This is a genomic window from Microcoleus sp. FACHB-831, assembly GCF_014695585.1.
GTDB lineage: Bacteria > Cyanobacteriota > Cyanobacteriia > Cyanobacteriales > FACHB-T130 > FACHB-831.
Genome location: NZ_JACJON010000067.1, coordinates 277,524 through 299,666, shown reverse-complemented (window position 1 = coordinate 299,666; position 22,143 = coordinate 277,524). Strand labels below are relative to the sequence as shown.

The window sequence follows — 22,143 nt, the reverse complement described above, 5'->3', positions numbered from 1 at the left end:
ATTGCTAACAAAAATAACGAAAAAAAATTAATTTCTGCTATTTTTTAGATATTGCGATGCCACTTTGTTGAGGTGATTCATTGCTTGCACCACCTGCGAAATAGCAATAGCTTGTTGGTTAGCATTAAGCGAAATTTGTTGAGAATTTAGAGTAATATTATGAACAGCATCAACAACACCTTCAACATTTTTCTTGCCTTCTTCCGTCACCATTACTGTAGAATTAGTAGCAGTTTGAATATCCCGAACCAAAGCATTAATCTTCTGTGCTGACCCTTTACTTTGATCGGCAACTTTACGGATTTCAGTGGCTATAACATTAAATCCTTTCCCATGTTCCCCAGCTCTAGCTGCTTCAACAGCAGCATTAAGCGCTAGCATATTTGTTTGATTAGCTAAATCACTAACTAATGTTGAGATCGTCCCAATTTGACGGGTTTGATCGCTTAAACGCAATATTTCTTGAGCTAGTTGCGCTACCTTTTCTCTCAGGCTAGACTTGCCGTTTATAGCTGCATTCTCTTCATTGCCCTCTATTAAAAATAATACCTGTTTAGCTCCAGCAGCAGCAGCTTCAGCTTGCTCAGCTGAAATGCGAGAAGAGGCAAGTAACTCATCCATTGTAGTGGTCGCTTCCTGAACTGAAATCGCCTGCTGTTCAAGTGCGCTCTGCAATTCTCTGCTTCTGGATGCTATTTCAGCAGCCATGATGTTAAATGATTGAGCAAGACGGCCTAATTCGTCTTGTCTGTTATCTTCAAGAGAAATATTATAATCTCCTTCAGCAATTTGGTTAGTTGCACTTATTAGTTGTTTTAAGGGTTGAGCAACTTGATTTTGTAAAACCAAAAACACTACTATTACTAATATTAATAATACGCCAACGCCCATTATCAAGTTGAATGCAGCTACATTTAAAGCTTGCTTTGTTAATATAGATTTTGGAAAACCTGTTACAAAGTACCAATCTGGCCCTTCAATCTTTGTAACAGCCAGGTACTCTCCATCCTTAACGTCATCAATAATAATTTCACCGGATGCAGCATGCTTTGCTAATTGAAAAATATTTTTCAGGTGATCATCATCAGAATTAAGAATATTAAATAGTCCCTTTTCTTCCTGAATTTTATCCATTAAGTTTGGGTGGGCTATCAATCGACCATCCGCCCGAAAAATCAGGTTATACCCACCCTCAATATGGTCAGTAATTGTTCGTTGCATCAACTCATTGAGCATTACATCTTGCCCAACGGTTGCAATCTGTTTGCCGTTGATATCTACAGGGGTTTCAGCCGACACCATCCAGAGTTTGCTAATTTCGTCATATATAAGACCTGTCCAAACAGTTTTTCTAGCTGGATTGTGTTTGGCATCGGCAACAAAGTAATATTCTTCTTTAGGCAAATAAAGATTGGCTGTAGCATCCTGAACCCAGGTAGGAATTTCAGGCCAATACTCAACCATGATGTTTTCAGGAGTCATAATGTAGATATTTTGAAAACGGTTATGCCATGCGGGACCGTAGGATTCTACTAGCTCCTTGAAATCGATGACATGGCGGCGAATATCAGCATTGATAGGTAATGATTTGTCAATATATACACCTGCTTGGCGCGTCCCATCAAATAGTTCGGGGCGATTGCGAATGACTCCATCTTTTTCTCTAGCAAATAAATTGTCGAATTGAACTTGGGGGTCTTCTTGGTTAGTTTGTAGATATTTTCGGATGATTTCCTGTTTAAGGCTTTCCTGATTGTCTGCTGCGAGAGCGAAAATAATTTTTTCCCGTTCAACCCGTTCAACTACATAGTTTTTTAGTTGCTCCACCTCATTAAATTTTAACAATGAAAGAAATTGGAAATAATTTATCGCAGCAGCAACAGCAACTACAATAGCAACGCTCAGTGCTATCTGATAAAGGGTTTTTTTAGTAATAGAACCTGTGTTTTTAGGCTGTGGAGGTTGTTTAGTAATATCTTGCTTGTTAAACATATAGCAATTTATCTATGAAAATAAAGGTAAGGATTCAACTTTAAAACTAAGGAGCTACAGAAAGACCAGAGTAAAAATTTTCCAAGCCAGACTTTAAGGGCTGCATACAAATAAACAATTAACCTACCTAGCTGGCTACAAGGGTGTAGCGCTGTCGATTAACTAGCATTTTTTCTAAACTTTATCCAGTGAAAAATAGCATTTTTATTGTTTTTGTGTGAAGGCGAGCTTTTTGCGGTTATGCCTGCTTGCTCAAACAATTTGTAATATATTGGATTGGAGCAAAATACCGCATCGTACTCGGAAGTGTACGTGCCCTTGCAGTTATGCCAAATCTCACTATCCTTTGGCGTGTAGCAAACAGGTTCAAGATAACGGCATGACCCAAAATATCCTAGTTTTAACCTAAACGCCCCAGCAATTTATAGCGTTGAGTCCATTCGCTGATGAAAGAAAGAACTCACCTCCACGCTCCCTTGAATTTTTCGGTGTTTGTAAACTTGCAGAAACATCTTCCCCGCGATCGCTTTCAACTCCCTTGGGTCTGGGTTACATTAAATAATCTTGGTATGGTCTTTTAGCATATGAATTTACGTTGCAAAGCATCTCCATTCTCCTATATTCTCACAACTGACTGGTGATTGCTATATATAGCAAGCCTAAATGAGTGGTAAAATCTTCTCCTTTCTCTTTCTTGGCGTCTTCGCGTGCTTCCCTAAAAAGTTATAACGCTTTTGCGCTAACGCCTAACACGCTGACGCGGCTCGTTTTACATTACAAATACATACGGTTGCTATATCAGTCAAACTGGCAATTGCAGTTTTTCAGGCTTAAAGTCACAAACCTAATTTTAAGACAGAAGAAGTCTTTCAAAGTGCATTGCTGCATTTGTACCTTATTTGTACAAGATTAACTTTATATATTTTTGGGCTAAACAGAACCGTATTGGCTGCGAAAATATCCAATTAAGTATCTGTAAATATAAGCAAAAACCTAAAAATAGAAATGCCGCTGGAACGCTGCCAGCGGCATATTAAATAAATCTTCAGTCAGGTGATCAAACCGCTACCATTTCCTTGTGTTCAATGCGAGTTCCCAACACTTTGAGGAATTCTGCCAGCCAGCGGGGATGCGCGGGCCATGCGGGCGCTGTCACCAAGTTACCGTCAACCATCGCTTCATCGGCTGGGATGTGGGCATACAGTCCGCCAGCCTTGGTTACATCTGGCCCGCAGGCGGGGTAGGCGGTGCAACTTTTGCCTTCAAGAACTCCTGCTGCTGCTAGGACTTGCAAGCCGTGACAGATGGCGGCGATGGGCTTATTTGCTTCGGCAAAGTGGCGGGTAATTTCTAACACTTTGTCGTTAAGGCGAATGTATTCAGGCGCACGTCCGCCGGGGATGAGTAAGGCATCGTAGTCTGATGCTTTTACTTCATCAAATGTAGCGTTTAAGGTAAAGTTGTGGCCTGGTTTTTCAGTATAAGTTTGGTCGCCTTCAAAGTCGTGGATTGCTGTTCGCACGGTTTGTCCCGCTTTCTTGTCTGGGCAGATAGCATGGACGGTGTGACCGACCATTTGCAATGCTTGAAAAGGAACCATTACTTCGTAGTCTTCAACGAAGTCGCCGACAAGCATCAATATCTTCTTTCCAGTCATTTTCCTAACTCCTGTTTTATTGCTTGGATGTTGCAATCTTTGGCTCCATAATAGAACCCATAAATAGCAATGTTCCAGTTTCATTATCCCGAATCGCGCAGAAAAACGGGCGGTCAACCATCATTGTAAAGGTCGGTTTGAGAGACATGCTTCTTGCCATCATCACAGCAGTTGCGGCGGCGGCTTCGGTTCCTTCTTCGTTGACTTCCAGGAAGGTTTTATGGATGACTCTGCTAATGGCAAGATTTTCGTCGTTACACATCTGCGGGAAACCTCCTTCAAAAGCCATTCCCATTCCCAAGGCGATGAGGGCATTCTTGAGTTGCACTTCATGCTCTAGCTGAAAGCGTGGTAGAACGATTGTTCCTTTCATATTTTGGAACTGGCTCATCCATTCATACCAGTTTTCAGCGTTGAGATTTTTGTGGAACTCTTCTATGTTTGATTCTGGGTTTGGGAGGAAGATATACATACTTACTCGATTTTTACCATATGGCAAACTAACAGCCTGAAAGCTCTCGTTTTGGTAGTAGGAGTATGTACTGGATTGAAACATCATTGGATGCTGTTTTTGCGTGCCATCAAACAGAGTAAAAACGCGACCGCGAGTATTTTTTTTATCGAAAGGGTTTGCCCAAATACCCTTAAAATAGATGGCGTTGATGAGGATTAAAGCTACATCGGGGCTGAGTTGATTAAGAATTGTCTTAATTTTGCCTTTTGTGTTTTCCCTTACCCAGTTGTTGATGGTTGCCAGACTTGTGGGAGCGCTAAAATTTAGATTAGCAACTTTTGCTTTATAAAAATCATTGATTCGTTGTAAGAAATCGGGCTTAAAGGTGACATCTTGCTCCGCCCAAAGCGAGTTAGCGATCGCCAACTCTATCCCCTCGTCCAAATTTCCTAATGCCTTTCTCACTTCGGCGTTACCGTTGTTGATTTGTTCCAAGCTCAGTTCTTGCAATTCCAACGCGATCGCCATTTCTGCTTGTGTCTGTCCTACACTACCGTTGTAGGTCATTGCCAGAGCGATCGCTACGCTTGCAGGAGAGATAAAAACGTTCTTGCTCGTCTCTTCTTTTCTAAGTTCCCTAAACAGCTTGAATGCAAATCTAGTATTAGCCCGGATAAAAGTAGGTTTGACCATACTATCACTCCCAATTAGTTTTCCAGCCAATCGAGTTTAATCGCTTACTACTACATAACTTATGGTAGTTTGTAGCTGGCAACTCGCACTAATAACTCACCTTTACGCGGATCGCGGCTAAATACAAATGCGCCTTCTTCTGTTTCTCCACCTGAAAGGAAGTCTATCTGTTGTTCGCCAGTTTCTTCAATTTTTCCATTTATGCGTAATTCAGCAATAATTTGTACTGATTCCGCTGTATCGCCGCCCGTGTTATTAATCTTAAATGGAACATAAAATTGTCCGTGCGCTTGCCTAATTTCACTGTTCGGCGTTACTGCTAAAATCGGCGGTTGATCTTTCTGAGAAAACCAATCGTAAAGTACCAATCCGACAACCGCGGCTAGGATGAACGACGCGATACTCAATGACACCAATTCAGCCAGCGATCGCGGCGGTCGCTTTTCTTCTTCTTCCGATGGATTTTTATCTCTATTACCTTCACTCATGCTAACAGCCTTCCTGCTGCGCCCCCAACTGTTGCGGGTAGTCCTAATAATAATGTATAACTCAACCACACTTGCCAAGGATCGTCGAAGCTGAGTTGTTGGAAAAACCACAGCATAAAAGCTGCCGCTGCTAGCGATACTAAATAACAAAAAATAGTTTCGCTTATCGGGCGTTGAAATATTCCTTGTTGCTGGATACGTTTTTGTTGATAAGTAAAGCCAGCCTGGAAGACAATACCATAAGAAATTGCAAGAGAGACAGCTATAATTGCCAGCCGTGACGCAGGTGAAGAGGCTGCGGCTAGCATTGGTATTTCGTCGGTTGGCGCAATATTAAAAGCGATGATAGTTGCACCGATTAAGGTTGCACCAACATCCGCCAAGGTGGCGTTGATACTTGTTTGATCTTGTGGTTGCGAATTGTTTTGGTCATTTTGAGATTGATAGCGATCGCCACTCAAAAATGAACTCGCTAGCGCCACTCCCAACGAAAATGGCACGCCTTCAAATATTGCTTTTCCCAGCGCCTCACCCAGGGGTGTATCTAAAGTGATTTCTCGCAACAGTATTAGTATGCCGCTAGCGCAGACTATACCTATTGCGATCGCTTCGATGCTATCCATTACCGCATCGCTAACCCGAATATTTGTAGTTTTGCGGAAACCGGCGGTACGATTCAGCAGGAATACCACAATAAAAGTAACTGCGATCGCTAACAACATTCGTGGCTGTTTACTAAATGAACCGATCCACCACACTTCCATCGTGTACAACATAGGAATGCCAAACAAAAATCCTCCCGATGCGCCACGAATAACATCGTCTAGTTCATTTTTCCATAACTTAAAGGTTTGACGTTTCCCCGTCCTTTTTACTATCATTCAACCTCTTTTTGCCCACTTACTGTTTTTAATAACACTCTATCCTAAAATTAAGCTATATTTTATACCTGAAACCTTAGCAATAATTTAATACTACTCGAATGGCATACTGCTTAATTAATTTTATTAAAATTGTTTCCTTTTTAGCAGAGAGATCTTATTAATTAATCTTTTTTAACATACTAAAATTTGTTAAATATGTTTAAATTTTATAGCTAAATACTATGTTTTAGAGATTACATATAAAAACGCACCCAAGTTAAGCAAAAGCTGGATAATTATCCTCCGGGCTGATGCGTTATTGCCTAAAAATGTGGTAATCTTCTGAGCAAAAATTGGGAGAAAAGCGGTGAGAAATGCTCCACCACTGGTGCGGTTGGGTATTGCGTTATTAACGCTGATATTTGGGCTGATCGCATACTGCACTACTACGGTGACTAACCCGATAACAGGGGAAAAGCAGCGCGTGCAGCTAACACCACGTCAAGAGATTGCTTTGGGAGTGCAGTCGCGATCGCAAATGGCCAATAAATTTGGCGGTCTTGACCAAGACCAGGCGCTCCAGCAATATATTGACAAGATAGGAGGGCAGGTGGTGCAGAAGTCCGTCGCCCAGAGTTCAGGTTATCCCTTTGAATTCCATCTGCTGCGCGATCCTCAAACCGTCAATGCCTTCGCCCTGCCAGGAGGTCAGATTTTTATTACCGTTGGTCTGCTGCGGCGTCTTTCATCCTCAGCGCAACTGGCGGGCGTGCTGGGTCACGAAGCTGGACACGTTGTTGCGCGACACGGTGCCGAACATTTAGCCAAGCAGCAGTTAGGTCAAGCTGTAGTAACCGCAGTTGGGGTTGCAGCAAGTGATAGCAATGATGGTGGAAGAAAGGCTGCCGTTCTTGCCCAAGCGGTTAACCAAGTAGTTAGCCTGCGTTACGGACGCGAAGACGAACTGGAAAGCGATCGCTTGGGCGTGCGCTTTATGAGTGAAGCTGGCTACGACCCTCGGGCTATGGTAGAAGTAATGAAAATTTTGGGAGCCGCAAGGAGTGGCAGCAAGTCCCCGGAGTTCTTCAGCAGCCACCCCAGCCCTGAAAACCGAGTTCAACGCTTGCAAGCTGAAATTACTAAAAATTATCCCCAGGGAGTTCCAGCTAATTTGCAGAAAGGGCGCGAGGAATTTGCTAAATATATTGCTCCTCGTTTGCCAAGCGCAAAATAGAATTTAGTAGCGGTGAGTTGAGGGCGATCGCGCTGATTAATCGCGATCGCTATCTTGTTTTTAGGTAAAAAGAATTTACTAATAAGCGGCCATATTAGCAATCTTTTGAAGACCTTAAATAGTCATCCTTAAATGCGTTGTCGCACGCGCCTGAAAATTTAAGGGTGGTGGGCACGGCCCACCCAACTACTACTGATGTCAGATCTATTAACTTTGATCGCGCCATTTTTTGGCAAACTCATCGAGAACTGATTGAGGAATTTGCTTCTGAAGCCAAGTCAATGCCTCATCTTGGTTAGGCAAGCCTTTATAATACTTGCACATATTAATCAAGCTGATGGGAATTGGCTTTGATGGATTAGTCAGCGCCGTCCAAGTGGTATTACCAACAATTCCATCTGCCGTCAGTCCTACCGACTTTTGAAAAGCTTTCACACCAATCTCTGTACCAGAACCAAAACTGCCATCAATGGGGCCGGGATTAAATCCTTTATCTCGCAATAGCTGTTGCAACTGTTTGACTTTTGCCCCCACTGAGCCAAGTCTTAAAGACTCGTCTGTCCCACTCGTAAGAGTATTTAACTTTTGCTTTACGGCTTGACGCAAACGCGGCAGTTGGCTGTAGAGCCAATCGCCAGGGCAGTCAGTGGGAGAAAAGTCTCTATGGCCTTTTATATTTTCAGGAGGAATGCGGCACGTACTGCAAAGCGAAACACATAAATCTACTAAACTATTCCATTGTTTTTCCCCCATTTGGTAGGTCATAAACCGACCTTCATTTTCAATTCCTGGTGACTCGTTGCCCAGAGGGTTTCCAGCATGGGCGGAGCGAACGCACAAACCCTGCTTGATTTTTGCTAAACTGCCCTGTCTTCCTTCTAGGAGGACGCCCCCAGTGGTATTCAAAAAATTGTGGCCGGAATCATTCCAGCCAAAAATATCCATGTGGGTATTTTGGACACTACGAGCAAATCTTTTGGCTCCGTCCTCAGTTTTTTTGGAGATATCGTTTGGTGGATTGGGGGTATCGGTATGGTGGATGATGACATATTTGGGGGTTGTTTCCTCTGGCCATTCTTTTGGGCTTCTGGCACCCCACTCTTGGCATGAAATGACGCGAGCAGTGAAAGGCATATTGATAGTTAGGGTAGATTTGAGCAGCAGAGCGATCGCGATCGCTACGGTTGTTTTTAACCTAATGCCCAGGTCGCTGCAAGCTAGGGACAAATTTTTTCACATTTCTTGATAGGAAGGAAAAAGCTTAAATTCCTGAAGCGCTGGTAAAAAGTTCTTATTTTCGTGACTGGCGCGACTGAGTTTAATTAGGGCAAACCGCTGCAATGGAGTTAGAGAAGCCCACTGCGAAGGTGTCACCGTCAGCCCCAATTCTTGCGCCTTCTCGTTAATACTGGGTGGCACAGTTTTTGCATCCATCCATGCGGGGCTGTCTTCAACTGGCAGATCGCTTGCTGGCGTACCCGTGCGTTCTAGAATTAATTTGTGCAAAAATTCCCGATAGGCTTGACTTTCTTTTTCTGTTGTGCAGGACAAGTCTACGAGGGCTTGACGCTCGTCATCTGTGAGATCGTGCCAATGCGACAATTTAAGTTTGACACCGCAAGTGTCTAATTTCATACGCACTTGCATGGGAATGCAGCGGAGAGAATCTACAAAGTCCGCTTCAAATTCAAAGAAATCACTCATGGCGACTAATAATTAACAATAGTTTTATGTAGCGACCGAGCAGGCTTCGGCAGGCGAGGTTTGAGTTGGTTCGGCAACTATTTGCGATCGCGATCGCTGCGTCTTGATTAAAGATACTTGAGTAGTCAACAAGAAACTAACCAAACAAGCGATCGCCAAGACGGGAACCATTGCCGTGTCAGAAAGTACGCTGAGAATTATAGTAGTACTGATCGGCGTTTTTGTTATCGCCACATTCACCGCTCCCATCATGCAGAGCGTGCCGATTGTCGGGTGAATTTGGGGAAAAGATAGAGCTAGAGCCAAGCCTACTGTCCCACCAATATAAAACAGCGGAAAGATAAATCCTCCCCGAAAACCAGAGTGCAGAGTACAGCTGACAGCCAGCATTTTTGCTAAGGCAATTAACAATAGCAATTTAACTCCCAGACTCGGCCCTGTTTCGATAATAGTTGCAATCTCTCTTTCGCCAAAAAACAGCGTTTGAGGGAATGCTAAAGCAATTAGCCCAATCGATAAACCTCCTATAGTAGCCAGCACAATGGGCCGTTTGGAAATAGTTTCAGCTAGATGCCCGATGCTGCGAAAGACAAAAATAAAAATAACAGCAACCAACGCCCCTAGCGCCCCCAGTACTGCGCCTTCAACTAAATTCATGAGGGACAACTTGGGAACAGCAGCAAAATGGTACATACCACCAATCGTCAGCCCCGTGTTAAACCGAAACACAAAAAAGCTCAGAATAGCTGAAACAACCGCAGGAATTAGAGCTTCGTAATATTCCAGCCCTCGGCGATGGGGGAGTTCTAGGGCAAACAGTGCCCCACCCAGAGGCGCACCAAAAAATGCGCCCAGTGCAGCACTCATACCGCAGAAAGTCAGCACGCGGGTTGTAGCGATTGGTAGTTTGAGGCGCGAACCCAACCAACCTCCAAAGCTGCCATTGATTTGCACGAGTGGGGCTTCTGGCCCAGCGCTACCACCAGCGGTAATTGAAAACAGAGAGGCGACAATCATTGCCGGGGTTTGGCGCACAGAAATTTTGCCTGGATCGTGTACTTGATCCACTACAAAGGAAACTTCCCCTGGCAGACCCATAAAGTGTAGCGTTAGGCCAACTAGAAAGCCACCAATAGTAGTAGCGATCAAGATATAGTTCCAGGATTGAATTGCAGAAGGGAAATAAGGTTCGAGGGCGTGCGGCAGGTAATGCCAGACAAAGTGCAGGCTTGCTTCTAGAACGTAGTAATAAGCAGTTGCGACTAATCCCCCAGCAATTCCGATAATGGCGCTGGCGAGGAGGGTTTGCTGATAGGTAAGGTCGCGAGTTATATCTGAGGCATTTGGAGATATAGCGGGATTGTTAGCAGCGATCGCTGTTGTTCGATCTGGAACATTTGATGACATAAATTCTCCTCGACAAAACATACATTGTCGAGCTAGAGAGCATCGTTAAGTTAAGCTTAAATCAACAATATTGATGTATTTAAAACAACTTTTTTAGCTTAAATAACTAATTCCCAAGGTCTAAATCCGCTCTTAGGTATAGGAATGGCCGCGATCGCAGATTACCGACGCTCTATGCTTCATATCGCCTTATCTGCTTTCTATATAAATTTATTTTTTTCTGAAGTAACGAAAACTGCCAGAATTCTATCTGGCAGCTCAATTTAAACAGAAACAGGAGTAGACTTGGGTTGCTCCTCAACTCTTAAGGAGATAGCTGCGACAGGCAATAGCTGCACCGCACAGGCTTTTAATTCAGGTTGTTTTGACTCCGGGCAAGATATTGCGTGAGTGAGGGCGTTGGCTTCGGCTTGGTCTGCCCAGAGACTGCCCCAGTGCATGGGCACAAAAACAGTACCGGGGGGAATTGCCTTTGTTATTTGAGCAGGGAAGCGAGCCATTCCGCGACGCGATCGCACTTCTATCAAATCGTTCTCCTGAACTCCCAGCGCGATCGCATCGCGGGGATGAATCTCAATAAACGGGTTAGGATGCATCTGGCGAATCTTTTCAATCCGACCAGTGCGAGTTTGGGTGTGCCAGTGGCCGTATAGACGACCAGTAGTAAGCACAAATGGATAATTTGGATCTGGCGGTTCTGCTAAACCCCGCGAGTGGTACGCACCAAACCGGGCGCGTCCGTCCGGTGTCGCAAAGCGAAGGTCTGTGTAAAGCCGCTTCGGATTTTGGATTTTGGATTTTGGATTTTGGATTGGGGAATCATCTCCCTCTGTTCCATTTTCGGCGGGACAGGGCCATTGAGTTGGGCCATTTTTGCGTAGCAGCTCGTGACTTAGGCCGCTCATATCGCAAAGACGCCCTTTCGTCACCTGCACCCATTCGTCATAGATTTCAGCTGATGTATTGAAGGCAAACTTGTCGGCAAATCCCAATCTACGAGCTATTTCTGCAAAAATTTCCCAATCTGCTTTAGCTTCGCCGGGGGGATTTTTGAACGCCTCGCAGAGCGTTACCATCCTCTCGGAGTTGGTCATCGTGCCCGTTTTTTCGCCCCACTGTGAAGCAGGTAGCAGTACGTGAGCAAAAGCTGTTGTTTCTGTGGGGTAGTAGGCGTCTTGGTAAACAGTAAAAGGCGATCGCCGCATTGCTGCTTTTGAACGCTCCAAATCCGGCAAACTGACTGCTGGGTTGGTCGAAGCAATCCACAGCACCCCCACATCACCTGTCTCAAGACCTGTAACGATGTCCCACGCTGCTTTTCCAGGAAGGGGAGAAATTTGTCCGGGATTCAGCCCCCATAACTCCTCTAATTCGGCTCGATGTTGAGGATTTTTCACCAACCGATATCCGGGCAGAATGTGGCTGAGTCCGCCCGTTTCCCTTCCCCCCATAGCGTTGGGCTGACCAGTAAGGGAAAATGGGCCTGCTCCTGGCTTGCCAATCTGACCAGTCATCAGGTGCAAATTTATAATAGTGCGAACTTTAGCCGTTCCTTCGCTCGATTGGTTGACGCCCATCGACCACATAGAAAGAACGCGCTGGGAATCACCCCAGTAACGCGCCGCTGTTTCGAGATCTTTTTGCGAAATGCCACAGCGTTGAGCGACTACTTCTGGTGGGTAATGAGCGATCGCGCTGGCAAAAGCCGGAAAGTTCTGCGTGCATTCATCAAGGAACATGGTATCAATTTTGCCCCACCGATGAAGCAGGTGAGCGATACCATTGAGTAAATCTATATCAGTCCCTGGTTTAATTGCCAGATGTAAATCTGCCGCTTCAGCCGTAGTAGTGCAGCGCGGATCGACCACAATCATTTTGACATTGCTATTTTTCTTGTGGTGTTTCCGCAGTCGGTTGAAGATAATTGGGTGACACTCGGCTGTATTAGTGCCAATAAGAAAGGCACAGTCTGTGAGGTCTAGGTCTTCGTAACAGCAGGGAGGACCATCTGAGCCGAAGCTCTGCGTATAGCCCGCAACTGCGCTAGACATGCACAAGCGCGAGTTGGAATCAAAGTTATTAGTGCTTAGACATCCTTTGAGCAGTTTTTGGGCGACATAGTAATCTTCAGTTTGCAACTGACCGGAGCCATACATGCAAACTGCTTCTGGCCCTTGAGTTGCAAGCGTTTTTTTTATTGCATCTACTACGCGAGTTAAAGCTTCTTCCCAACTAGCGCGGCGCAGGGGTTGGTCGAGGGAGTCGCGCACCATTGGGTAAAGCAACCGATCTTTGGAGATTGACTCGGCGATAGTAGCACCTTTGACACAAACCATTCCCTGACTGGAGGGATGAGCGCGATCGCCCTGCACTTTCCAGATGGGATTTCCTTGACTATCCCTATTTATAGGCTTACCTGGTCTTGCTGGTGGTGAAACCTCTAGTCCACAGCCAACGCCGCAGTAGGGGCATAGTGTTTTGGTTGTGTCAGTCATAGCAGTTTAACCCTAATCGCTCTATACAGAGGAGTGAATGCGAAACAATCAACTCTTAGTTACTTTTTACTTATTGATGTTCCGCATTCTGTATTCGTAGTCACTATTGCTCAATCGCAAGTTTGCCCCTTAATGCAAGACCTAATTTTTAAAGTAGCCTTCGGCTCTTTTTTTCCCGTCTAGCAAAATATCATCTCCCAGCGATTCGCTTGCGGTTTTTTCGCCTTCATACTCTGAGGCAAAGGAACCTTTTGGTTCTTTGAGGAAGAATGCACACAAGAAAGCGCATATCAAAGCCGACACGCCCATCGTGGTAAACAAAGTCGGTGCATCGGTTAAGCTGAATATCGTTAGATAAACTACACCGCCGAAGTTGCCGTAAGCACCCACATTTCCAGCAATTTGCCCGGTGATGTCCTTTTTAATTAGCGGCACGATACTGTAAGTTGCACCGCAGCCAGCTTGGGCAAAGTAGGCGGAAAACATTGTGACAGCGATCGCCAAGGGGATAGGCCAATTGGAGTTGATATTGTGAGCTAGCAGATAGCCGATCCCAATACCGACGCTAACAATTGTCATCGTCCACTTGCGGCTACCAAACTTGTCAGAAATCAATCCACCGCTGGGACGAGAAATCAAATTCAAGAAGGGATAGGTAGCTGCAATCATCCCCGCCATAATGTGGGCTTTTGCCGGATCTGGATCGAGTTGAAATGTCTTCTCAAAAAACATCGGTAACATCGAAACCGCAGCCAGTTCAGAGCCAAAGTTGGTGATATAAGTTAACTCCAGCAGCGCCACTTGGCGGAATTGATAGCGTTCGGAAGGAGCGTAAGTTTTTTGTCCGCTCAAAAGTTCGCGATTCACCTGCCAAGCTTGGTAGGTTTGGTATGCATACAGTGCTGCTAACAGCGCCCAAGCCACATACATTCCTGACTCGTCGAAGAACTTAACTTTCGTCAAACGCCAAGCTAATAAGCCTAATGCAAAAATCAATCCAAAGTTCGTGGCAATCATGGCGTAAAAGCTTTTAACGCTTGTTACTTCCATGCCCCCGCTTTTCTTGGGTTTCTTGTAAACTTTACCCGTTGGCGTATCTTGGACGTTGTTGTAGTAGATCGCGCCATAGAGGGCTGTAATAATGCCAGTTAGAGCGATCGCCAAGCGCCAGTTAGTAGCTCCACCGCTCAAAAATGCTCCCGCAACTGCAAGTGTAGGTAGCGCGAACTCTGCTCCAAAGGCACCAAAATTTCCCCAGCCGCCATAAATACCTTGAGCAATTCCGATATCTTTTGGTGGGAACCATTCCGACACCATCCGGATACCCACAACAAACCCAGACCCCACAACTCCCATTAGCAGACGGCTCAAGACTAATTGGTTAAAGTCTTGCGACAGGGCCGTAGCCAAACAGGGGACAGCAGCAAATACTAGCAGGCTTGTGTATGTGATTCTCGGCCCAAAACGATCCAGCAGCATACCAATGATGATCCGCGCTGGTATCGTTAGGGCAAGGTTACATATGCCCAAAGTTTTGATTTGCTCAGGTGTTAGATGTAGCTCTTTCCCAATCGTCGTAGCAAAGGGAGCAAAGTTAAACCAACACACAAATGTGAGGAAAAAGGCAAACCAACTCAGGTGTAATATGCGATAGCGACCAGTGAATGAAATTAATCCTTTAAGCATGAAAATGCTGCCTCTGCTAGCTGCCTCTAAAATTTTTTCCCTGTTTGACTGTTAGCTAAGACTTGAGTATTTCTTCAATTTGGTTAAACAGTCATTGCCTTTAAAAGTTCAAATATGTCTTCTGAGGCATTAGGTTTTCTGTTCCTTTAAACTATTCTGGTTAACCTGGGGTTTTAGTATACTTTGTAACAAAATGTTTGTTTTTATGAAGTTTATGCATTTTAGTATGCGCTTTTTACATAAATGCGGCTGATTTCCAACGGCTGAGTGTTCGTGGGTAACTTGCTGTCGCGGTGATAATAAGGGGCGATAAAGCCTTGAGTGGGGTCAAAAAAAGGAAAATAGGCTGGGGACTCTCACCAATCCCCAACCCCCAAGAAAAGTTTGCCAATCTTTAATCGCCAATTCTCAATTCCCCATTTGCATCACGTATCGTCATGAGCAAAGCGGTTGTAGAGGAAGTCTAAGGCGTAGTTGCGGAGGTTGTAGTATTCCGGGTCTTCCATAATGCGTGCCCTCTCGCGGGGACGAGGGAAAGGAATATTCAATACCTCACCAATTTTTGCAGATGGGCCGTTGGTCATCATCACTAAGCGGTCTGACAGAAACAGCGCTTCATCAATATCGTGGGTAATCATCAGCACCGTTACCCGATGTTCGCGCCAAATTTGCAGCAGTTCTTCTTGTAACTCTTCTTTAGTGATGGCATCCAACGCGCCAAACGGTTCATCTAGAATCAAAACTTGGGGACGAATTGCTAAAGCCCTCGCGATCGCTACCCGCTGCTTCATCCCCCCAGACAACTGTCCTGGCTTTTTATTAGCAGCTTCCTCCAAACCCACCATAGCTAAATGTTCCCGCACGATCGCCACCTTCTCCGACCGTGATTTTTGGGGAAAAACCTCATCCACGCCCAAGTAGACATTATCAAAAGCCGTCATCCAAGGCAGCAGGGCATAATTTTGGAACACCATCATCCGATCTGGCCCTGGTTTGCTGATGCGCTTAGTTTGCAGTCGCACCTCTCCACTGGTAGGCGTTCCGAACCCAGCCACCATATTTAGCAGCGTCGATTTACCGCAACCGGAGTGACCGATCAGACAGATAAATTCCCCTTCATAGACCGTTAGATTTACGTTGTCGAGTACAGTATATGGGCCAGTAGTAGTTGGATAAACCTTAGAAACACCTTCAATTACCAGGAAAGGATCGCGCTGATAATCTTGAGTTTTGATTGTGGAGTTTTGATTTAAGGAGGAGCTACTTAGGCTTTGCATGAATAGTTTTGAGTGGTGAGTTTTTAGTTAATTTTGATTAGTTTTGACTTGTGAGTATTGAGTTTGTTAACTCAATACTCAGACGCGATGTATCGCGTCTCTACAACTCAAAACTTCCATCAGGCTGCTTCTGTGTTCGCCGCATCAATGATGATTTCTTCGATGCGAATCTCGCGTCTGATGTCTAAGCGCTTGAGATAGCCAATCGGATCGTCAGGATTAAAGCTCACACCATCAAATAGTTGGAACGGCTCGCGATCCGGCTCAACATCAGGCCAACCAAGCTGCCGAGCCGCCTCACCGTATAAATCTACTCGCCGTACCCGCTCTAATATTTCAATCCAGTTTTTCGGGAAAGGAGTAATCCCCCAGCGAGCCAGTTGAGTCAAAATCCATAAACCCTCAACTCGTCCCGGGCAGTTGGTATTCTCTACATGGAATTGGTTGTATCGCATGAGCTGCTGAGGCTTTTCCTCGGTTCCCCGGTTGTAGGGGTCGATGAAGCCGGGGCGGATATAGGTTGGCGCGACGCCCACATATTGGGGCTGACACAGCAATTGCACGACTTCTTCTCGATAGCGGCGATCCTCACAATACTCGCAAGCTTCTAGTAGAGCTTTAACCAGGGCAATATAAGTTTGAGGGTGTTTATTCGCCCAGTCTTCGCGCACGCCCAGCACTTTTTCAGGATGTCCGGGCCATATATCTAAGTCAGTGGCAATGACAAAGCCCAAACCTTCCTGAACTGCCCGCGAGTTCCAGGGTTCGCCAACGCAGTAGCCATCGATACTTCCAGCTTTGAGGTTGGCTATCATTTGCGGCGGCGGAATGACGGTCAGATTGACATCTTGATCTGGATCTATACCGCCTGCGGCTAGCCAGTAGCGCAGCATCAGGTTGTGCATTGAGGAGGGGTGTACCATCCCCAGGGTATGTACCTTGTCAGGCTCAGAAGCGATCGCGGATCTCAAGTCAGCTAGGGTGCGGACGCCTTGCTGGTAAAACTTTTTGCTTAAGGTAATCGAATTGCCGTTGCGGTCGAGTACCAAGGCGGCGACAGTAGGGATAGGTGTATTGCCGCGCATGCCCAGAGTCATGGCAAGAGGCATACCGGAAACCATCTGGGCGGCATCCAAGCGACCTGTGGCGACACCCTTGGATATCTCTTTCCAGCTTGGTTCGCGGCTTAAGGTGACTTCTTCTAAGCCGTGCTTTTTGAAAAAGCCTTTTTCTTTGGCAACTACTAAGGGCGCACAGTCGGTGAGGGGGATGAAGCCTATTTCTAGATTGACTTTTTCCAGCCCGTGACGCGCGATCGCGCCTACTTGTTTAGCCGCACCTTTTGCCTTGCGTTTCTTATCTCGCTTCTGTTGGTTAAGGAAGTAGATAATTTCATTCCGCATAGCGTAGTAGTCTGGATGGTTTACTACTTCCAAACGCTTGCGGGGGCGCGGAATATTAACATCTAGAATCTGACCAATGTGAGATTCTGGGCCATTGGTAAGCATCACGATTCTGTCAGACAGCAGCAAGGCTTCGTCTACATCGTGAGTCACCATGACGGCGGTGACTTTGCTTTCTTCGCAGATTGTCATCAGTTGCTCTTGCAAGCCACCCCGCGTTAGGGCATCCAACGCGCCAAAGGGTTCGTCAAGTAGCAGTAACTTAGGGCGAATAGCTAGGGCGCGGGCGATCGCTACCCGTTGTTTCATCCCCCCCGATAGTTGTCCGGGTGGCTTGTGTGCAGCGTGCCGCAATCCCACCAAATCTATGTGATGTTCTACAATACCCTTGCGCTCGCCTTTAGGTTTGTCCTTATAAACTTCATCCACTGCCAAGGCGATGTTATCGCGCACAGATAACCAAGGCAGAAGCGAATAGTTTTGGAAAACCACCATTTTATCTGGGCCAGGAGAAGTCACCAACCGCCCTTCTAAAATCACGCCCCCGTGAGTTGGTTTATCCAGACCTGCAATCATATTCAGCAAGGTGGATTTGCCACAGCCAGAGTGTCCAATTAAAGAGACAAACTCTCCCTGTTTTATCTTCAGTTCGATGTTCTTGAGCGCAATATAGCTGCCACCATTGGCTAGCGAGAATATCTTGTCAACATGATCGACTTCTACAAATACAGACATAAGATTTGGTAATTACTTATTGCTAATTCTTGTTCAGCTTGTAGCTGTTAATTGGTAATGGGTAACTGGTACTTTTCTTCTATTTCCGATTACCCATTACTGAAAGCTATTTTTGTTCTTCTGGGACAACTTTTGAGGCAATGAATCCTACTAACCTATCTAGAAAAAACCCAACAATGCCCACATAAATCAGCGCTAGGATAATTTGGCTCATTAAGGAATTGTTGTAAGCATCCCAGATGTAGAAACCGATGCCCACGCCACCTACTAGCATTTCGGCAGCTATAATCGCCAGCCAAGACAAGCCAATACCAATCCTCAGCCCAGTAAAGATATAGGGTACTGCTGCTGGTAAGAGAATTTTAAAGAAATATTTATGGTTAGACAGACGCAACACGCGAGCAACGTTTCTGTAGTCTTGGGGTATCTGTTGTACGCCTACCGTTGTGTTGATAATAATCGGCCAAATTGAGGTGATAAAAATCACGAAAATTGCCGATGGTTGGCTATCTTTGAAGGCAGCTAGAGAAATTGGCAACCAGGCTAGGGGCGGAATGGTACGCAGCACTTGGAAGATCGGGTCTACAGCGCGATACATAAATTTATTAGCGCCAATCAAGATACCCAAACTTATGCCAACAATCGCTGATAATGAAAAGCCAATACCAACTCTTCCTAAGCTGGCAATGATTTGCAAGCCCAAACCTTTAGCTGTACCGCCTTTATCATAAAAAGGGTTAATAATCAGAGGGTCCCAAGTATCTATAAGCACTTGGATTGGGCCTGGCAATCCTTTTGAACCGGGGGGGCAGAGGATTTGCCATACGATCATAAATATTGCGATCGCGATCGCTGGCGGCACAATATTTGGAACCTGTTTCTTAATAAAGTCAACAACCTTATTTGGCTGTTCGCTGGCTCTAGGAAAGCTGTCAATTTTTGCTGTCATTTTTTCCCTCTCTCTGCTCGTCTGCCCTACTTACGAAAAATATTTTTGGGTTCATGGTCTTGCCAATCCACTACCATGAACCCTAAACTACTAAACTTTCTTGATTGCGAGACTCTTCAAGTAGTCTTCTGGCTTATCTGGGTCAAACTTGACACCATCAAAAAACGTCTCAACGCCCCTCGAACTGCTAGTAGGAATTTGAGCCGCCGGAACTCCAAGAGTTTTAGCTGCTTCTTTCCAAATATCTTCGCGGTTCACTTGGTCAACAAGTTCCTTAACCTTCGTATCAGCCGGAATATTGCCCCAACGAATGTTCTCAGTTAAAAACCACATATCGTGGCTCTTGTAAGGATAAGAAGCGTTATCTGCCCAGAACTTCATCAGTAGCGGACTATTAGTTACAGGCGGGCGACCATCACCGTAATCAATGTTGCCTTTGGCTCGCTCGATAATATCTTTAGCTGGCACCTTAAACCACTTCTCATCGGAGACAAGTTTGCACATCTCCTCTTTGTTTTCTGGTTTGTCGCACCACTGCTGGGCTTCTTGTATTGCCATCAAAATTGCTTTTGTAGCCTTGGGATTTTTATCCACCCAATCTTTCCGCATTGCAAACGCTTTTTCTGGATGGTCTCTCCACAGTTCTCCTGTTAGCAAGGCGGTGTAACCTGCGCCTTGGTTAACTAGCTGCGCGTTCCAAGGTTCTCCCACGCAAAAAGCTTCCATACCGCCTGTTTTCATATTCGCTACCATCTGGGGAGGGGGGATGGGTACGACAGAAATAACCTGTTGATTTGTGGGATCTATACCACCAGATGCTAACCAGTAACGCATCCATAGGTCGTGGGTTCCACCAGGAAACGTAATCGCTGCCTTGATGTCGTTTTTGCCGCTTGCTTTGAGTTTTGCAAAGGCATCTTTCAGCCCTTTGCTGTCTAGACCGACCTTAAATTCTTTGTAACTATTAGCAATAGAAATTGCCTGTCCGTTGGTATTCAACCGCGCCAAGAGGTACATCGGCACTGGCTGCTTGTTTTTGGTCTGACCCAAGGACATGAAGTAAGGCATGGGACTCAAAATATGTGCCCCATCAATGCCATTCCCTGCTGAACCTAGCTCCAAGTTGTCGCGAGTTACAGGCCAGGAAGCTTGCTTCTCGACCTTGACATCTGTCATGCCGTACTTGGCAAATAAGCCTTTTTCTTGGGCAATAATTAAAGGTGCAGAATCTGTTAGGGCAATGAATCCTAGCTTGGCGGTTGTGACTTCTGGGCTGTCAGCCGTGCCTGCGACGCTGGCGGTTGGTACAGGACTGCCGCTTGCTGCGGCTGTGGGGGTAGTGTTTGCCGCTGGTGTTTGGGTAGAGTTGCTGCTGCTAGTACAGCCATGAACTACTATGCTGCCTGCTGCGGCTGCTCCTGCTGTGATGATGAATTTACGTCGGGAAAGATTGCTCATTTTCTGTGTGTTCTCCTCACTAGCAGATACTTTGGAAAAGTCAAAACTTTAATGAAAAAAGTAAAAACTTTTTACTTTTTCTCGGCTCCAAAATTCTCGATTAACAAATTCATCAAGACGGGCTTTAAATCTTCGCAGGGAACGCTTTTTTGCACGCAATTTCCCAGGTGAGCTTCTTTGCCCACCGTGCCGCCCATATATATGTCTGCGCCTTCTACGGTTTTGCCGTTTTTGCGAACTTTTGTTCCCATCAAACCGATATCTGCGACTTGGGGTTGTCCGCAAGAGTTGGGGCAACCAGTCCAGTGAATCCTCACTGGTTTAGGCATTGTTAACTCTGCTTCTAGTTCTTTAATCAGAGCGATCGCGCGGTTTTTGGTTTCAATTAAGGCAAAGTTGCAAAATTGAGCGCCAGTGCATGAAACTACTGTCCGTGTTAAGGGTTCGGGGTTTGTAGAGAATTTTTCGAGTAGCGGTTCCGCTAAAAATTGAGTTAAGCGAGAGTCAGGAATATTCGGGATGATGACGTTTTGCTCTACTGTAAGCCTAATTTCGCTCCCCCCATAGACTTCCGCTAGTCGAGCTAGGTCAAACATATCCCCGGCCAACAGGCGCCCTACAGGTACGTGCAAGCCGACGTACTTCAAGCCTGGTTGTTTTTGCTGATAAATACCGATGTGGTCACGCTTGTCCCAGTCGATTTCGTCTTTGGGTGCGGCTGGTGACATTGGGCGTCCCAGGTATTTTTCCACTTCGGCGCGGAAATTTTCAATACCCATTTCGTCGATAAGCCACATGAGACGGGCTTTTTGGCGATTGGCTCGCAGTCCTTGGTCGCGATAAACTTCTAAAATTGCTCTGCTGACATCAATAACGTCTTCGGGCACAACCCAGGCATCTAGGGGAATGGCGGCATCGCAACGTTTTGCTGAGAAGAAGCCGCCGACTATGATGTTAAAACCGAACTGGTCGTTTTTATAGGCGGGTATGAAGGCGAGGTCGTTGATTTCAGCGTGTACTGAGTTGTCGCGGCAACCTGCGATCGCTATGTTAAATTTCCTCGGCAGGTTGCTGAAAGCTTTGTTGCCTTCTCCATTGTTGGTGATCGTATCCTGCAATTGGTTGCACAGTTCCCGCGTATCAAACAATTCCCCTGCTTCCAGTCCGGCTACTGGCGAACCTGTAATGTTCCGCACGTTGTCCATCCCAGACTGGACGCTGGTTAACCCAACTTGCCTAAATTTTTGGAAAATTTCTGGTAAATCCTCTATCCTTATTCCCCGCAACTGGATGTTTTGCCTTGTAGTAATGTCGCCATATCCATCTGAGCCGTAACGTTGCAATACTTCCCCTAGCGCCCGCATTTGATTGCTGGTTATAATTCCGTTAGGTAGCCGCAACCGCATCATGAATTTGCCGGGAGTTACTGGTCGGAAAAACACTCCCAGCCACTTTAGTCTATGTTCGCGGTCTGTTTCATCCATTGCCTCCCAGCCAATCCGGGCAAATTCCTCCAGCTGGGCTTTCACCGCTAGACCGTCTTTTTCGGCTTTTAATTTTTCAAATTTATTGAGGCTTGCTGTCGGAGTGGCTGTGCTTGTCATATCTTTAACCTTTTTGCTTACTGCCTATTCGAGTTAGTCATCTA

The 22,143-nt window shown here is 45.7% G+C and carries 16 protein-coding genes; 1 reads left to right on the top strand and 15 read right to left on the bottom strand.

Annotation, left to right across the window (positions count from 1 at the left end; translation table 11 throughout):
- Positions 1-27 precede the first annotated feature (27 nt).
- From H6F77_RS28745 to H6F77_RS19930, 5 genes are all read right to left on the bottom strand, one after another.
- The gene (locus H6F77_RS28745; RefSeq protein WP_190490380.1) at positions 28-1,992 is read right to left on the bottom strand and encodes a methyl-accepting chemotaxis protein; all 1,965 of its coding nucleotides are present in this window, start codon (positions 1,990-1,992) and stop codon (positions 28-30) included.
- A 1,057-nt stretch (positions 1,993-3,049) separates the two neighbouring features.
- Complete coding sequence (locus H6F77_RS19945; RefSeq protein ID WP_190490378.1) at positions 3,050-3,649, bottom strand: DJ-1/PfpI family protein; 600 nt, start codon at positions 3,647-3,649, stop codon at positions 3,050-3,052.
- 16 nt (positions 3,650-3,665) lie between these two features.
- Positions 3,666-4,796 carry a serpin family protein gene (locus tag H6F77_RS19940; RefSeq protein WP_190490376.1) on the bottom strand — a complete coding sequence of 377 codons (1,131 nt, stop codon included), beginning with the start codon at positions 4,794-4,796 and terminating at the stop codon, positions 3,666-3,668.
- Between the two features lie 59 nt (positions 4,797-4,855).
- Positions 4,856-5,284 carry a TIGR02588 family protein gene (locus H6F77_RS19935; protein ID WP_190490374.1) on the bottom strand — a complete coding sequence of 143 codons (429 nt, stop codon included), beginning with the start codon at positions 5,282-5,284 and terminating at the stop codon, positions 4,856-4,858.
- On the bottom strand, positions 5,281-6,165 hold the full coding sequence (locus H6F77_RS19930) for a TIGR02587 family membrane protein (protein ID WP_190490372.1): 885 nt from the start codon (positions 6,163-6,165) through the stop codon (positions 5,281-5,283). Before H6F77_RS19930 ends, H6F77_RS19935 begins: the two co-directional genes overlap by 4 nt.
- Before the next feature lie 349 nt (positions 6,166-6,514).
- Here H6F77_RS19930 and H6F77_RS19925 point away from each other — a divergent pair, with 349 nt between their 5' ends.
- Positions 6,515-7,381, top strand: a complete 867-nt coding sequence (locus tag H6F77_RS19925; protein ID WP_309228889.1) for a M48 family metalloprotease — start codon at positions 6,515-6,517, stop codon at positions 7,379-7,381.
- A 207-nt stretch (positions 7,382-7,588) separates the two neighbouring features.
- On the opposite strand, the gene H6F77_RS19920 is transcribed toward H6F77_RS19925, so the two are convergent.
- From H6F77_RS19920 to H6F77_RS19875, 10 genes are all read right to left on the bottom strand, one after another.
- A complete protein-coding gene (locus tag H6F77_RS19920; RefSeq protein WP_242022342.1) occupies positions 7,589-8,608 on the bottom strand; it encodes a peptidoglycan recognition protein family protein in 1,020 nt (339 codons plus the stop codon).
- A 6-nt stretch (positions 8,609-8,614) separates the two neighbouring features.
- The gene (locus tag H6F77_RS19915; protein ID WP_190490370.1) at positions 8,615-9,085 is read right to left on the bottom strand and encodes a nitrate reductase associated protein; all 471 of its coding nucleotides are present in this window, start codon (positions 9,083-9,085) and stop codon (positions 8,615-8,617) included.
- Between the two features lie 24 nt (positions 9,086-9,109).
- Positions 9,110-10,492, bottom strand: coding sequence for a chloride channel protein (locus H6F77_RS19910; RefSeq protein WP_190490368.1), 1,383 nt, complete (start codon positions 10,490-10,492; stop codon positions 9,110-9,112).
- A gap of 263 nt (positions 10,493-10,755) precedes the next feature.
- The gene (locus H6F77_RS19905) at positions 10,756-12,987 is read right to left on the bottom strand and encodes a molybdopterin oxidoreductase family protein (protein WP_190490366.1); all 2,232 of its coding nucleotides are present in this window, start codon (positions 12,985-12,987) and stop codon (positions 10,756-10,758) included.
- Positions 12,988-13,128: 141 nt separating this feature from the next.
- Positions 13,129-14,673, bottom strand: coding sequence for a NarK family nitrate/nitrite MFS transporter (locus tag H6F77_RS19900; RefSeq protein ID WP_190490364.1), 1,545 nt, complete (start codon positions 14,671-14,673; stop codon positions 13,129-13,131).
- Between the two features lie 425 nt (positions 14,674-15,098).
- Entirely contained in the window at positions 15,099-15,950 is an 852-nt protein-coding gene (locus tag H6F77_RS19895) for a nitrate ABC transporter ATP-binding protein (protein ID WP_190490362.1), read from the bottom strand.
- A 119-nt stretch (positions 15,951-16,069) separates the two neighbouring features.
- Positions 16,070-18,088 (bottom strand): ABC transporter ATP-binding/substrate-binding protein, encoded by a 2,019-nt coding sequence (locus H6F77_RS19890; RefSeq protein ID WP_190490359.1) that lies wholly within the window; start codon positions 18,086-18,088, stop codon positions 16,070-16,072.
- A 106-nt stretch (positions 18,089-18,194) separates the two neighbouring features.
- Entirely contained in the window at positions 18,195-19,037 is an 843-nt protein-coding gene (gene ntrB / locus H6F77_RS19885) for a nitrate ABC transporter permease (protein ID WP_190490357.1), read from the bottom strand.
- A 90-nt stretch (positions 19,038-19,127) separates the two neighbouring features.
- Complete coding sequence (locus tag H6F77_RS19880) at positions 19,128-20,495, bottom strand: CmpA/NrtA family ABC transporter substrate-binding protein (protein ID WP_190490356.1); 1,368 nt, start codon at positions 20,493-20,495, stop codon at positions 19,128-19,130.
- A gap of 71 nt (positions 20,496-20,566) precedes the next feature.
- Positions 20,567-22,099, bottom strand: a complete 1,533-nt coding sequence (locus H6F77_RS19875; protein WP_190490354.1) for a ferredoxin--nitrite reductase — start codon at positions 22,097-22,099, stop codon at positions 20,567-20,569.
- Between the last annotated feature and the right edge of the window lie 44 nt (positions 22,100-22,143).